The sequence below is a fragment of the Chryseobacterium sp. sg2396 genome (assembly GCF_042610505.1).
Classification (GTDB): domain Bacteria; phylum Bacteroidota; class Bacteroidia; order Flavobacteriales; family Weeksellaceae; genus Chryseobacterium.
Window position 1 is genome coordinate 131,651 of record NZ_JBHGAQ010000013.1, and the last position, 13,634, is coordinate 145,284.

Consider the following 13,634-nt stretch of genomic DNA (forward strand, 5'->3'; position numbering starts at 1 on the left):
TGCTTACATTAAATGTTTCTCCATCTTGATATCCGCTCTTTCATAAAGTCCGGGTTCAAGCGGTATTTCCTGAAAGCCATACTTTTTATAGAGATGTATGGCAGACTGTAACCTTGTATTGGAATACAGGACCAGTTTTTCGATGGAAAGTTCTTCGGCATATTTGATACAATGCTCAAGCAGTACCGTTCCGATCCCGTGGCCCTGAGCTTTTCCGGAAACAGCCATTTTACCGAGCTCGAAAACAGTGCCTGATTTTTTCAATAAAGAGGCTGTTCCTACGATTTCACCGTTAAGTTTTGCGTAAAAGATGAATCCGCCTTTCTCAATAATTTCTTTTTTCGGATCGGACAACGAAACCCGATCACCTTCTTCGATCCTGAAATATTTTTCCAGCCATTCATAATTAAGGATTTTGATATAGTCCTGAAGGTCATCGGAGAAAGGGATGATTTCAATGGGATGAGGTTGTTTCATAAGGGGGTTTCGATGTGTTCAACTAAAATTTTATCTTGGAGATTTTCATTTTCCATTGTTTGATCTGAAATTTTTAATTGAGGTTCTTATCTTTATAAACTTTATTCTGATAACAGAGCTTGAACCTTTGCTATCCCGGGTGAAGGGCCGGATGCTCTGCAGCTAAGCCATACCGGGAAACAGACAGGTGCAGGGCTCGAACCTGCGTCGATCCGGAAGAAGAGCCGGACATTCTACCACTGAATTAACCTGTCTTTAATTATTATTAATTTTCCCCGAGAAAAATTTATTTTTTTTAAGTATTTTTGCCATAAACGGATTTGAAACCATTACGCCGTGCACAAGTTCGGGGGTAGGTTTAAATTTTGCAACCGTATGCATTCTTGGGGCGATCCATCCGGATTTTTCCGGATCTGTTCCCACTTCCCTGCAAATATCAGCAATTAATTTTTTATTACAAAAAGCTTTTCCTTCAAAAACTTCCCAAGGTAGCGGAAGTTTATTCCAGACTTCCGTATCAGGATCAATTTTACCACCGGTTGCATAATGCCAGGCAACGACATCAGCGGCCATCAATCTCATGGCTTTCCCAAAGCAGAGATCATCCAGAATAAATTCCATTCCTAAGGAATAGATAAGATTCATCCAGCTGTCTCTGGCTTTATTCCAGGCTCCGGCAGTATTATTCCATGTAGACGAATCATTTCCTCTTCGTACTGTCATGGTCTTCCTGTTAATGTCATTGTTTTTCCATAAATCACCCAGAAATTCCGCAATTTCCTGAATTACTGAGGTCCATTTTCCTAAAAGCAACCCCTTTTGTTCCTCCGTTAAATAAGATAATGTTTCATCACTCGTGTAGATATGGGAGATCGCCCACCAGTTCGTAGATTCGCTATTGTGGACGCATCTTTTAAATAACATGTCACAGATTTCATCAAAAGGTCTTTCCTGGCTATGATTGGTAAAGACACTTCTTACATTGCAACGTGCGTTATAGTAAGCAATGAAACAGGCTGTGTTTAGATCTGAATTGAAATCCTTAAAAGCAATAGTGTGGCTTAAACCATGTTTTGAAATCTTCTGGAATTCCAGTTTTTTATGTTCAACAATACATTTCTGAAGTCTTTTTTCAATCCTTTTCAGGAGGCGCCATTTTTTGTTGTAGCTCCTCCTTGAGATATGAAGGCCTGCTTCTTTTCGCTCTACCTTATTCAGCCGGTCCGTTTTGAAATTATTCTGACCTACCGATTTTGAAATTAGAGGAGAAATACCATATAAAAAAAGTTCAATTCCTTCGGTCTTACTGTAATCCGAATCTGAAAAGTTTTGAACCTTGAAGATTTCAAGAGCTTTGTTAATCTGCCTGTCGGCTCCGATGACTTCACCGAAACTTTCCAGCATGGATGTGTATCCGAAAAAATTTCTGTTTAAGGCACTCTGTGCAGCTGTTTTAAGAATTTCATTTTCAGCAACTGTGAGTTTATCATGCATAAGATCAGCAATGAGCTCTGCAATATCTTCCGGGCGCTTGCGCTCGTTCAGGCTTTTATAAAGATTCTGAATATTATGCATCGTTTTCTAAATATTAACCGGCTGATATCTCTTTAAAATCAGCTCCATTCTGATATTCTGCAGGATTCACAAAAGTAATAACTCCGACATCGGAATTTAATTTCTGCTTTAGATCCTTTAAATAAATTTCCGCCAATGAAATAGTTCCGTCAATCGTCAGGCTGAATACGGTTTTGTTATCATCTGTTATATTAACGCCAAACATAAGGTTGTTAGGGTTATCATGCTGCTGATTCCAGTAAAATGTCTGGCGGATATTGTCCGTGATTACAAAATACTCAATCATTTCATAATGACTTTTAAAGCCTTCCTTTAGGGTATAATCTAAATTCAGCTCTTCGTATTTCGGCAGATATAGGTTAAGAAGTTCAAATATCTTTTCGGTTGACTTTTCGTCAAAGTATACCTGGCAGACAATATTCATAATTAATTCCATGGCTCTAATTTAAAATAAAAAAACCATTAAGCTCATTCACTCAATGGTTTTTAAAAAAAATATTTCTACCCAAACGCCCTCTTCAGCAGACTCTCCACTTTTGGTTCACTTCCCCGGAAGTTTTTGTACAACTCCATCGGATCTTTTGTGCCGCCGGAAGACAACAGAACCTTATATTTTGCGGCAATTTCCGGATTGAAGATCCCGTTTTCCTTGAAATATTGGAACGCGTCTGCATCCAGCACTTCCGCCCATTTATAGGAGTAATATCCTGCGGAATATCCACCTTGGAAAATATGGGAGAAACTCGGGCTCATTGCGGTTTCCGGATTGGCGGGGTACAATTGGGTCGCCTTCGTATATTCATCCTCAAACTCTTTCACACTTTTACCCTCCAATTCATTAACCTTAGTATGGTAATTCATGTCCAGCAATCCGAAACCAAGCTGTCTGAGCGTCTGGTAACCTTCCATGAAGTTCTTCGACTGGGCGATTTTTTCTATTTTCTCGTCCGGTAAGACTTCGCCGGTCTTATAATGTTTCGCAAATGTTTTCAGGAATTCCGGTTCGTAACAGAAATTTTCAAGGAACTGGGACGGCAATTCCACAAAATCCCATTTCACGGAAGTTCCGGAAAGGGTAGGGTATTGCGTATTGGCCAGCATTCCGTGAAGGGCGTGTCCGAATTCATGAAACAGTGTAGTTACTTCCTGAAACGTCAGCAGGCTTGGTGTATCTTTTGTCGGTTTGGTAAAATTGCAGACAATGGAGATATGCGGACGCGAATTTTCGCCGTCTTTCTGGTACTGGTTTTTATAACTCGTCATCCAGGCGCCGGCTCTTTTGCCTTTTCTAGGGAAATAGTCGACATACAGCAGGGCTTTGAATTGTTTTTCAATCATTCCTGAGCTGGATGCTGCAATCGTTTCCTGGACCTCATAAACTTTTACATCTTCATGATATTTGGGAATATCATTTCTTTCCTCAAAACTAAGATGGAAAAGTTTTTCGGCTAAGCCAAAGACAGCCTCCTGAACCTGGTTCAACGGGAAATAAGGTTTCAGTTCCTCGTCGTTTAAATCATATTTCGCTTTACGGAGCTTTTCCGCATAGAAAGCATGGTCATACGCCTGCATTTCTTCGATTCCTTCGGCTTTTGCCAATGCTTTTAATTCTTCGATTTCTTTTGCTGCATAAGGTTGTGCTTTGGTTAAAAGTTCATTCAGGAAGTCAATCACTTTTGCCGGAGATTTGGCCATTCTCTCCTCCAATACATACTGCGCATAGTTTTTATAGCCTAAAAGATCCGCTTTCTGTTGTTTCAGGGAAAGCAGCTCTTTAATTAAATTCTGGTTGTCGAACTCGCCGCCGTCAAAAGATTTTTTACCGTTGGCCAAAGCCAGTTCCTTTCTGAAATTCCGGTTTTCCGCATACGTCATGAAAGGAATATAGCTCGGATACTGAAGCGTTACCACCCATCCTTCGAGATTCCTTTCTTTTGCTTCTTCGGCATATTGTTCCAGTATGGCTTCGGGAATTCCGGCCAGGTCTTCCTTGTTGGTAATATGCTTAAAATAATGATTGGTGGAAGCCAGGACATTCTGCCCGAACTGAAGCGACTTTAAAGATAAATCCATATTGATTTTCTTTAATTTTTCCTTGTCTTCTTCATTCAGCAGGGCACCGCTTCTTACAAAACCTTTATAAGTCTCGTTTAAAAGCATCTGTTGTTCCTCGTTAAGGTTGTATTTTTCCTTTTCGTCGTAGACTTTTTTAATTTTGTTAAATAAAGCTTCGTTCTGGGAAATTTTTGAAGAATATTCCGTTAAGATCGGGGAGACTTCCTGGGCGATCTGCTGCAGTTCGTCGCTGGTTTCGGCAGAATTCAGATTGAAAAATATATTGGAAACAATATCCAGCTGTTCTCCGGAGTAAGCCAGGGCTTCGATTACGTTTTCAAAAGTTGGTTCTGCAGGATTATTGACGATCGCATTAATTTCCTCTTCCGATTTTTGGATCAGTTCCTTAAAAGCAGGAAGAAAATCTTCATTACTGATCTGATCGAATGGAGCCGAATGATATGGGGTATTAAATTTTTCCGTTAAAATAGTCATAGTCTTATTTTAGTATTTGTAAATGTAACGATTCTGATGAACCGACAGCTAAATTGCTCAAAAATAATGCCTGAGCCCGGAGATGTGACAAAATTGACGGGATTGCATAATCTTGTCATATGCGAAGCCGGAATATACCGGAATTGATTACATTTGACAGCATCCGGATTATCTCCTTATTTAAAAATTAAACTCTAAAAATACGGTGACTATGAAAACATTTCTAAAAATTATTGGCATCCTGATTATCTTATTTGTCGTGTACGCTGTTATTGCCATGCTGGCTTTCGGCAAAAACTATCACTATGAAAAATCCATGGTGATCCACGCGCCGAAAGAGAAAATCTGGCAGCAAATCAGTTCCATGCAGGCCGTCAACAAATGGAATCCCTGGCTGAAACTGGATCCCAAAATGAAGCTTGTTTATTCGGGAACTTCAGGGCAGATAGGAGATCAATATTGCTGGGACAGCAAAAACAATGATGCAGGCGCTGGCTGCCAGGAAATTAAAGAACTGATTCCGTACCAAAGGCAGAAAACGGAAATGATCTTTAAAAAGCCGTTTGAAGGACAGGCAACTTCCGAAATGATCCTGTCACCCGAAGGAAATGAAACGAAAGTAACCTGGACAATGGATACGGAACAGGATCCTATGATGAAGATCATGAGACCGATCATGGATTACCAGATGGGGAAATCCTACGAAGAAGGTCTCAATAACCTGAAAAAATTAGTTGAAAAATAAAATGAAAGCCTTGTCGACGGACAAGGCTTATTTAATTAAATAAATTTTTGAAGCAGCATTCACGGTGTTTTCCGCTCTTGATTTTCTCTTTTAATACATACGCTGATATTTTTCTGTTATAATATTCAGATTAGGATTATCCGTAAATTTGATTTAATTTTTCGCCTTTCGAAGTATAAAAATATATACTGTCTGTGCAATTAGGATTAGATTAAGGTCTGCCAAGATGAATCTGTTTTTCAGTTCTTAGCCAATGAAATGAGACATTGCTGCTAAATTTCCCCCGGTTTAAAGAAATATTTTCTGTACGTGATCTATTTTCTTCAATCCAATCCGAACATTTTTCAGAGTGAAGACAATTAAAGACTCCAAACACTCATTGAGCTATTTATTTTCAAGCCGGTTCAGCTGCTCTTTTATAATTATAATATTAAAGGTTTCTTCTTCAGAATTCGATTCAGCAATTGTTTTCGAATCTTCAATAAAAACATCTGCCAATTCATAGTCATGCCTCGTTTTTAGTTATTTTAATATTCGATTAACTTCAAAGTACAGATTATTTAAAAAATATTATCTTTATATTAAAGATTCGATACATGGAGAAGATAGTATTTGAGAAAAACAACATAAGGAATTATGTTAAAGATGTGATTGCCGGAAAAATAGAAAAACTTAAAAATTTTATAGAATTTACCCTTGAAGCTAGCCGCGAAATAAAAAAGACCCCGAAATATGACAGTATAAGAGAGGAGATGCAGGAAGAAATCTACCAGATGCAGCGGCAGCTGGGTGCTTTGCATGACCTCAGAAGAAATATGGCGAAAGTTCTGAACAATTCTACGAACAGGGTACAGCTGGGTTCTCTGGTAATTACCAATAAAGCGAGATTCTATATTTCGGTTTCTCTGGGAGAATTTTTCTTTGAAGGCGACCGGTTCTACGCCATTTCTTCGGAAAGTCCGATGGCTCAAAAAATGATGGGCATGAAACCCGGAGACGAATTTACCTTAAATAAAATCCATCAGAAGATTGTGGAGGTTTTGTAAAGGAAAGAGCCATGTAAAAAGTACTAAGTAAAAATTACTAAGTAAAAATTACTAAGTAAAATGTAAAATGTAAAATGTAAAATGTAAAATGTAAAATGTAAAATGTAAAATGTAAAATGTTTTTTTTGATAAACACTCATAACTCATAACTCATAACTCATAACCCATCACCCATCACCCATCACTCATCACGCCGCCTGTATTTCTAAACATTAAACTTTCTCCATCCCGTCTTCGGCTTNTTTTTTTGATAAACACTCATAACTCATAACTCATAACTCATAACCCATCACCCATCACCCATCACTCATCACGCCGCCTGTATTTCTAAACATTAAACTTTCTCCATCCCGTCTTCGGCTTCCATCTTTTTTGTAATTTTGTTTTATGAACAAAGCAGAAATTTTAAAAGAAATCATAGAGCAGAGGAGAAGTATTTTTCCTAAAGATTATACGGATACGGAAATTCCTCAGGAAATCCTTGATGAGATTTTACATTCGGCAACCCTGGCTCCCAATCATAAAAGGACCAAACCATGGCGTTTCAAAACCTTTAGGGGAGAAGAAAAGGCCGGCCTTGCTGCAGAAATGCAGGCCATCTATAAAGCAACCCAGCCCGAACAGGTGTTTTTAGAGAAAAAGTACAACGATATTGGCTTCAAAATCAATAAAGCGGATGCTGTGGTTTCCATTGTGGTGAATTTCAGCGGAATGGTTCCGGAATGGGAAGAGATTGCCGCCGTTTCCATGGCTGTCCAGAATATGTATCTTACCTGTACCGCCAACGGAATCGGCTGCTACTGGAGTTCTCCGAAGCTGGTAGACCATCTGAAAGAATCCCTAACCATCGAAGAAAACCAAAAATGCCTGGGCTTCTTTTATATGGGCGTTGCAGATGCAATGTAACAATGTAACAATGAAATAGTGTAGCAATTTAACCATGCAGAGATCTGCCAATACAATGGGTAGCAATGTATCAGTGAAAGAATGAAAATAAGACAATGATACAACGATAAAAGGACTTTTCGGATAAATAAGGTTGTGCTGCTAAATTGGTAAACTGTTACATTTATTAATTGTTACATTTATTGATTGTCCAATAATTTTTTTTGTTTATCTTTGCACTCTTAAATATTTAACTGGGACGAGTTCCCGTAAAATTCAAACATTATGTCAGTAAAAATCAGATTACAAAGACACGGATCTAAAGGAAGACCTTTTTTCCACATCGTGGTTGCCGATTCCAGAGCTAGAAGAGATGGTAAATTCATCGAGAAGTTAGGAACATACAACCCAATTACAAACCCTGCAACTATCGATTTGAACGTTGATTCTGCCGTGAAGTGGTTAAACAACGGTGCTCAGCCAACTGATACTGCAAGAGCAATCCTTTCTTACAAAGGTGCCCTTTACAAAAAACACTTACAAGGTGGTGTGGCCAAAGGCGCTTTTGATGAAGCTGAAGCTGAAAAAAGATTCAATGCTTGGGTAGAGGCTAAAGATGCTAAAGTACAAGGTAAAGTAGAAGGTTTGGCAACTGCTAAATCCGATGCTAAAAAAGCGGCTTTGGATGCTGAAACTAAAGTAAACGAAGCTAGAGTTGCTGCTGCTGCGAAAGCTGAAGCCGATGCAAAAGCTGCTGAGGAAGCTGCCAATGCACCTGCTGAAGAAACTACAGAAGGAGAAGCTGCTGCTGAATCTACAGAAGAAAACACTGAAGCTTAAGAAAAATCCCGTATGCGTAAAGAAGATTGCTATTTATTAGGAAAAATCACACGCAGACACGGACTTGCGGGAAACGTTATCCTTAAACTGGATACCGATCAACCCGAGCTTTACAATAAACTGGAATCAATATTCGTTGAGATCAACGGATTATTGGTTCCTTTTTTTATTGCCAAATCCTCATGGAGCAAACTGGATGCTCTGAATATTGCCTTTAAAAATTCTACGGAAGCCGTGGTAGACCAGTCTTTAGGAAAAGACGTTTATCTTCCGCTCTCCACTTTGCCGAAACTTACCGGCAAACAATTCTACTATCACGAAATCATAGGATTTACCATTTTCGATGAAAACGACAATGACTGTGGTGTAATCCGGTCCGTGAATGACCAAACGGCACAGGTGTACTTTATTACCAATCTTGACGGTAAAGAGGTCGTAATCCCGATGATCAAAGACTGGGTTCTTGATGTAAACCGGGAAGAACGGTTCATCAAAATGCAGTTGCCGAAAGGACTTATCGATGTTTTCCTGGTACCTTCCAAGAAAGACGAATAATTTTTTTTGATAAAAAGACGGCATGAACTGAGAAAGCATGTTCACCTTTTGTTATATTACTCAACCTATTTTATTGCTTATTCCGAATTACTTATTACCCATAACTGCGGGTAATATAAATTCCTGAACCATTTTGTCAACCTGCGAATGGGCGTAAGGCTGTCCGTAAGCACTTGCGGTAATGACAATGACCAATGGCTGGTCTTTGAAAATCAAAATATAGTTTCCGCCATTTCCAGCACAATAATAAGCTTCGTATAATTTCCTGTTGGATTTGTATCTTTTGTTCCAAAACAAATATCCATAATATTCATCTTTTCTGCCGGTTATCTGATTTTGTTTGGTAAAAGTACTGTTGATCCAGTTTTTAGCGAGAATTTGTTTTTTGTTCCAGATTCCTTTATTTTTATAAAGCTGGCCGTATTTTGCAAAATCCAGTGCGTTCATCCTGATTCCTCCGGCTGTATTGGGAACGCCCTGTGGCGTATATTGCCATTCGTAATGCTTGATGCCAAGTGGCTTGAATAGTTTTTCATCAGCATATTTCTTCAAACCATTCGGAACAGATTTATTGATAATATCTCCTAAAACAACCACTCCGGCAGTAAAATAATGCCACCGATGATTAAGTTTTTCCTGAAAAGGCAGGTCCAGTGCAAACTTTACCCAATCTGAAGCAGGATACATATTTTCTTCGTTTCCGGGACTGTAACTGTCTTCGTCATTTCCGTCGAATCCGGAGCTCATTGTCAGAAGGTCTTTAATTGTAATTTGTTCTTTGGTTGTACTGAAATTTTTAAATTGATCAAGCTGGTAAAAAGCTTTAAGGGGTTCTGATTCATCTTTGATATAACCATCAGCAATGGCCTGCCCCATCAATGTAGAAGTAAAGGATTTTCCTACAGAACGCGGGTCGTGCAGCGTTGCCCTGTTTTCGCCATTAAAATATTCTTCAATTAATATTCCGCTGTTCTTTATAACAACGATGCTGTTTATCTTTTTAAAAATCCCTTCGTCTATAGAACCTTTCAGGAATTTTATTTTTTCTGTATCGTATTTTTCTTTAGAAATAGAAAATCCATTGTAAGGAAGTATTTTATTTAAAACAATGTTTGAAATATCAATTTTTGGATTTCTTACAACGTTAAGTTTCAGGCTTCCGGAGGCTATTACTTCACCTGCTTTTACCGTTTCGGTTTTTACATAAGGGCGGATTTCCATCTTCAGCGTATGGCTGCCATCCGAAAGCGCCTGATCCCCGCCATTATTCAGAAACCGGTTCCAGAAAGATTCGCTCCAGGAGCCCTGCCCGTTCATATTGTCTATAAAAGGTCGATTTAACGAAGTCGCTTGATCCTGAACTTCGGATTGCGGAGCTCCCGGCATCAGATTGCTTTTATAAGTTTCTTTTCCGTCTACAAACAGGGTAAATTGGTAATTTCCACTTTTGAATAAGGAATCTACCGGAGTTTCCGGCGAAAGAAAATGTTTATAATTGGTAAGAGAATTGTCAAAATAAGCAACGAAAAAAAGATTGCTTTTGTTGGTAAACGTATAAGAACTTAAAAAATCTTCCTGCTTTAAAACATCATTCCCAATTTTCTTATCGGTAAAAAATATTTTGCCGATATTCTTTTTCTGTAATTCTGTTTTTATACCTTCAGTTTCCACAATATTCGCTATTTGTCCGAAAGAAAAGGAATACATCATCAGTACAGATAAAAACAGCAACAGGTTGAATTGTCTTGAAAACTTGGGCATAGATTTAATTTTATCTGACAAAATTAGACTTTGGTTCTCGAAGAAAATAGAATAGAATTAACATTATAATTTGTGGGAAAGCGCTGTTAAGTTAGAATGTTTTTATATTTTAAAGGTGTGATCCCGACGTTTTCCTTGAAACAACGGATAAAATGGCTTTGGTCTGAAAAACCACATTCTAAAGCGACTTCCGCTAAGGATTCAAAATCATTTAAAATCTTCAAGGATTTTTCGACTTTCAGTTTTCTTATATATTCTCCCAGATTACATTGAAAGTACTTCTGAAAATCACGGCTTAAATGCATTGGATGAATATTCAAATGTTGTGAAAGTTCTGTAAGGGTCAGTTTTTCCGTAAAACTTTCGTGGAGGATCTCATCAATCTCATTAACCCAAACAGGCTTTTTTTCAGGAGATTTCTTCACATTGGACAATCTGCCGAAAAGATTCAACAAAATCTGATTAATGTTCAATTCAAACAAGTTATCATTTAGTTTTGATTCTTTGAAAATCTGATACATTAATAATATGATCACAGGATTTTTAATATTATGGCTTCCTTCCGCCAAATCTTTCGGAAGGTGAAATTTTTCAAACCAATTTTCTGTAATTTCAATGTGAAAACCTCGTGTAAAAAGATCCGGTTTGATGTTGTAATGCGCATCTTCCCAATGATGATAAAGTAAGGTTCCTGCTGAGCAATCGTATACTTCTTTTTTATTTCCTTCCCTGATATTTCCCTGAAGCAGAAAAGTAAAATATGGGTTTTCGTGATAATGCCAATCGACATAAGGATACGTATATTCGGTATCAGTAATAGTCAATCCGTCAAAGTCGAGCTTTTCATTGATCTGTCCGAAAAATTCGCCGTTACGAAGGTTTTTCATACGATAGCTTTTGAATTAAATTTTCAATCTGTTGATACATCTTATTGAAAAATATTTTCCGGTCCCTGTTTCCGGAAGTATTCATCGATTTTGAATTTCTGATCTGGTGCTCAAAATAATTCAGGGTCTCTTTGCAGGTTTTTTCATCATTGATGAGGATGTAGCCAAACATATTCGTAGGAATCGCAAAAAGCGACTGCTGCGGGTGATGGAAAAAGATGTCGTTGGACAAGTGCATCAGCTCATTTTCGTACAGATGGAATTTCGGATTGTTTTCGGTTTTCCGTTCTATGTATCCGATCAGCTCCTTTAATTCTTCCAATATAACCATGGCTTCCCTTTTTTGAAGAAGTCCTGTTTCAAAATAATACACAATCTGCTGCAGAATGCTTGATACCGTCATGTCATTCCACAATTCCACTACATGCTGTTCTTCATATCTCTGTTTTAGCTCCTGCGTTGCCGGCTCAAAGTCGGGTGGTGAAAATTGCAGAAAAGGAATAAATACCTGTCTTGAGTTTAATAAATTCATCCACACATAAACTTTAAAACGGGAAAGCAGCGTATCCGAAAGCGTATAGAAAAAAGGAATGTCTTTGGCAGAGTAATAAATGATCATCCCTTCTGAAAGAGGAAGGTTCTCAAAAACATTCAGGTTGTGCTTAAAGAAAGACTGCAAATCTCCTGTTTCCGTAACCGCTTTGGTTTTCTGCACTAAAATCTGATGATCCGAAGTCAGGAACTGATTCAGGGAGATCTGATAATGTCTTGCGAGTTCAAGGGCTTCCTCAAAACTGAATTTAGCTTTCAGTGAAGTTCTGCGGTGCGCGGCGTCATAGCTTATATTCAGGATGTTTGCAATTTCGTCGTTCAACGATTTGTTGGCAATTTTTTTTCGGATTTCCTTAAGCAAGCGTTCCTGATGCATGGTTTTGCGATTTTCACAAATGTAGGTATTTATTTTAATTTTTTTTCACATTCGTCTTGGCGTCTTATCCTTATAATTTTGATTTAACAATTATAAATTAATGAATTATGAGAAGACTGTGTTTTTATTTATGCTTTGTTCTGATGATGATTAACTGTGCCGGTTTTAAGAATACCGGAAGTACTCACGGTGTCCTAAGCAGAGAGAATGTAAGCCGCATAGACGGAAGTTATAACAATTATCCTGTTGAAGGAGATCCTGGATATGTTGATGGTCTCGCTGATATTTTTGATAGAAATAAGGATATGTTCACCCGTAGGAATAAGTATGATACTAGGGCGGTACATTTTAAATTAAAATCTATCAGCGAAGATAAAATGAATGTGAAAATTTACAGAAAAGAAGAATTGTTATTTGATAAAGACATGAAGATGAAGCTGAAGAATGATGGTTTTTTATATTTAAAAGAGAAGAGACTTATGTTGGATGGTCTTCCTTTGATTTTTGGTGGCTGGAATGTCCAGAAGTCCCGCTTTACCGTAGACGAAAATAATAGGCTGACCGTCGAAACCAATTATTTTTTCTGCCGCGGAGCAATGATCGTCATGAACGATTGGAAAACATTCCATTATCACTTAACTTTTGAAAAACAGAAACCATGAGAACAATACCTTATCTTTTAATTGCTTTAAGATTCATTTTAGCGCCGGTTATTGCTTTCGTTGCTTATTACACCGATGAAAATGCCAGGCATTTAATTTTAATCCTGATGTATTCCGGAATATTGACCGATATTTTTGACGGAATTATCGCCCGCAAGGCTGGCGTCTCTTCTGAGAAACTGAGGAGGCTTGACAGCCAGACCGATCTCGTATTCTGGCTGTCATTAGGATTTGCCGCCTACTTTTTAAATTCTGATCTGATCAGAAATCACTGGAAAATAATTTCTGTTATTTTCATAATGGAGGTGCTGTGCTATATCATAAGCTGGATGAAATTTGGCAAAGAAACCTGTACGCATGCGTTTTTATCGAAAATGTGGGGACTGAGTCTGCTGCTTGCCTTCACTTATCTTATTGGATTCGGAACAGTCGGTTGGGCTTTTTATCTTATGGCAGGATTGGGATTCGTTGCCCACGCAGATGTTATTTTAATTATTTTAATCCTTCCGAAATGGCAGTATGATGTTCCGAGCTGCTATCATGCCTGGAAAATCCGAAAAGGAAAACAGCGGAAAAAATCGGTTTTCTTTAACTGATTTGTATGTAGAGCATTATTTTTTGTGCAATAATTGATAAGGACTTTTTAATTCAGGCAGCGCAGTCATAAGATTGCGCTGTTTTTTTGTACCTTTGCAGACATTAATTTTTACACAAAAATTTTAA

At 38.1% G+C, this 13,634-nt stretch carries 14 protein-coding genes and 1 tRNA gene; 7 read left to right on the forward strand and 8 right to left on the reverse strand.

The genetic code is table 11. The annotated features are described in order from the left end of the window. Positions 1–3: 3 nt before the first annotated feature. The 5 genes from ACED20_RS14460 to ACED20_RS14480 all read right to left on the reverse strand — a co-directional run bounded on the left by ACED20_RS14460 (position 4) and on the right by ACED20_RS14480 (position 4,602). Positions 4–477 (reverse strand): GNAT family N-acetyltransferase, encoded by a 474-nt coding sequence (locus ACED20_RS14460; RefSeq protein WP_294200483.1) that lies wholly within the window; start codon positions 475–477, stop codon positions 4–6. A 181-nt stretch (positions 478–658) separates the two neighbouring features. After that, positions 659–731 (reverse strand) — tRNA-OTHER (locus ACED20_RS14465). A 1-nt stretch (position 732) separates the two neighbouring features. Continuing rightward, the gene (locus tag ACED20_RS14470; RefSeq protein WP_294200485.1) at positions 733–2,052 is read right to left on the reverse strand and encodes a hypothetical protein; all 1,320 of its coding nucleotides are present in this window, start codon (positions 2,050–2,052) and stop codon (positions 733–735) included. A 13-nt stretch (positions 2,053–2,065) separates the two neighbouring features. Further along, positions 2,066–2,488 (reverse strand): hypothetical protein, encoded by a 423-nt coding sequence (locus tag ACED20_RS14475; protein WP_294238859.1) that lies wholly within the window; start codon positions 2,486–2,488, stop codon positions 2,066–2,068. Positions 2,489–2,553: 65 nt separating this feature from the next. Then, positions 2,554–4,602, reverse strand: coding sequence for a M3 family metallopeptidase (locus ACED20_RS14480; protein WP_345766416.1), 2,049 nt, complete (start codon positions 4,600–4,602; stop codon positions 2,554–2,556). A gap of 211 nt (positions 4,603–4,813) precedes the next feature. Between ACED20_RS14480 and ACED20_RS14485 the strand changes: the two genes are divergently transcribed. The 5 genes from ACED20_RS14485 to rimM all read left to right on the forward strand — a co-directional run bounded on the left by ACED20_RS14485 (position 4,814) and on the right by rimM (position 8,673). Beyond that, positions 4,814–5,347 (forward strand): SRPBCC family protein, encoded by a 534-nt coding sequence (locus ACED20_RS14485; RefSeq protein ID WP_294238853.1) that lies wholly within the window; start codon positions 4,814–4,816, stop codon positions 5,345–5,347. 596 nt (positions 5,348–5,943) lie between these two features. Then, positions 5,944–6,393 carry a hypothetical protein gene (locus tag ACED20_RS14490; protein WP_294202305.1) on the forward strand — a complete coding sequence of 150 codons (450 nt, stop codon included), beginning with the start codon at positions 5,944–5,946 and terminating at the stop codon, positions 6,391–6,393. A 387-nt stretch (positions 6,394–6,780) separates the two neighbouring features. Continuing rightward, complete coding sequence (locus tag ACED20_RS14495; RefSeq protein ID WP_294202307.1) at positions 6,781–7,299, forward strand: nitroreductase; 519 nt, start codon at positions 6,781–6,783, stop codon at positions 7,297–7,299. Positions 7,300–7,563: 264 nt separating this feature from the next. Then, positions 7,564–8,118, forward strand: a complete 555-nt coding sequence (locus ACED20_RS14500; RefSeq protein ID WP_294202308.1) for a 30S ribosomal protein S16 — start codon at positions 7,564–7,566, stop codon at positions 8,116–8,118. Between the two features lie 12 nt (positions 8,119–8,130). Continuing rightward, positions 8,131–8,673: a ribosome maturation factor RimM gene (gene rimM / locus ACED20_RS14505; RefSeq protein ID WP_378105363.1), complete on the forward strand. Its 543-nt coding sequence runs from the start codon at positions 8,131–8,133 to the stop codon at positions 8,671–8,673. Positions 8,674–8,760: 87 nt separating this feature from the next. Here the strand turns inward: rimM and ACED20_RS14510 are convergent, their stop codons facing one another. The 3 genes from ACED20_RS14510 to ACED20_RS14520 all read right to left on the reverse strand — a co-directional run bounded on the left by ACED20_RS14510 (position 8,761) and on the right by ACED20_RS14520 (position 12,249). Further along, positions 8,761–10,434, reverse strand: coding sequence for a serine hydrolase domain-containing protein (locus ACED20_RS14510; RefSeq protein WP_378105366.1), 1,674 nt, complete (start codon positions 10,432–10,434; stop codon positions 8,761–8,763). An 86-nt stretch (positions 10,435–10,520) separates the two neighbouring features. Further along, positions 10,521–11,321, reverse strand: coding sequence for an AraC family transcriptional regulator (locus ACED20_RS14515; protein WP_294225423.1), 801 nt, complete (start codon positions 11,319–11,321; stop codon positions 10,521–10,523). Next, positions 11,305–12,249, reverse strand: coding sequence for an XRE family transcriptional regulator (locus ACED20_RS14520; protein WP_294238846.1), 945 nt, complete (start codon positions 12,247–12,249; stop codon positions 11,305–11,307). Before ACED20_RS14520 ends, ACED20_RS14515 begins: the two co-directional genes overlap by 17 nt. Before the next feature lie 107 nt (positions 12,250–12,356). Between ACED20_RS14520 and ACED20_RS14525 the strand changes: the two genes are divergently transcribed. Together ACED20_RS14525 and ACED20_RS14530 are read left to right on the forward strand one after the other, a co-directional pair. After that, entirely contained in the window at positions 12,357–12,911 is a 555-nt protein-coding gene (locus ACED20_RS14525) for a hypothetical protein (protein ID WP_294202316.1), read from the forward strand. After that, entirely contained in the window at positions 12,908–13,507 is a 600-nt protein-coding gene (locus ACED20_RS14530; RefSeq protein ID WP_294234674.1) for a CDP-alcohol phosphatidyltransferase family protein, read from the forward strand. Before ACED20_RS14525 ends, ACED20_RS14530 begins: the two co-directional genes overlap by 4 nt. Positions 13,508–13,634 lie beyond the last annotated feature (127 nt).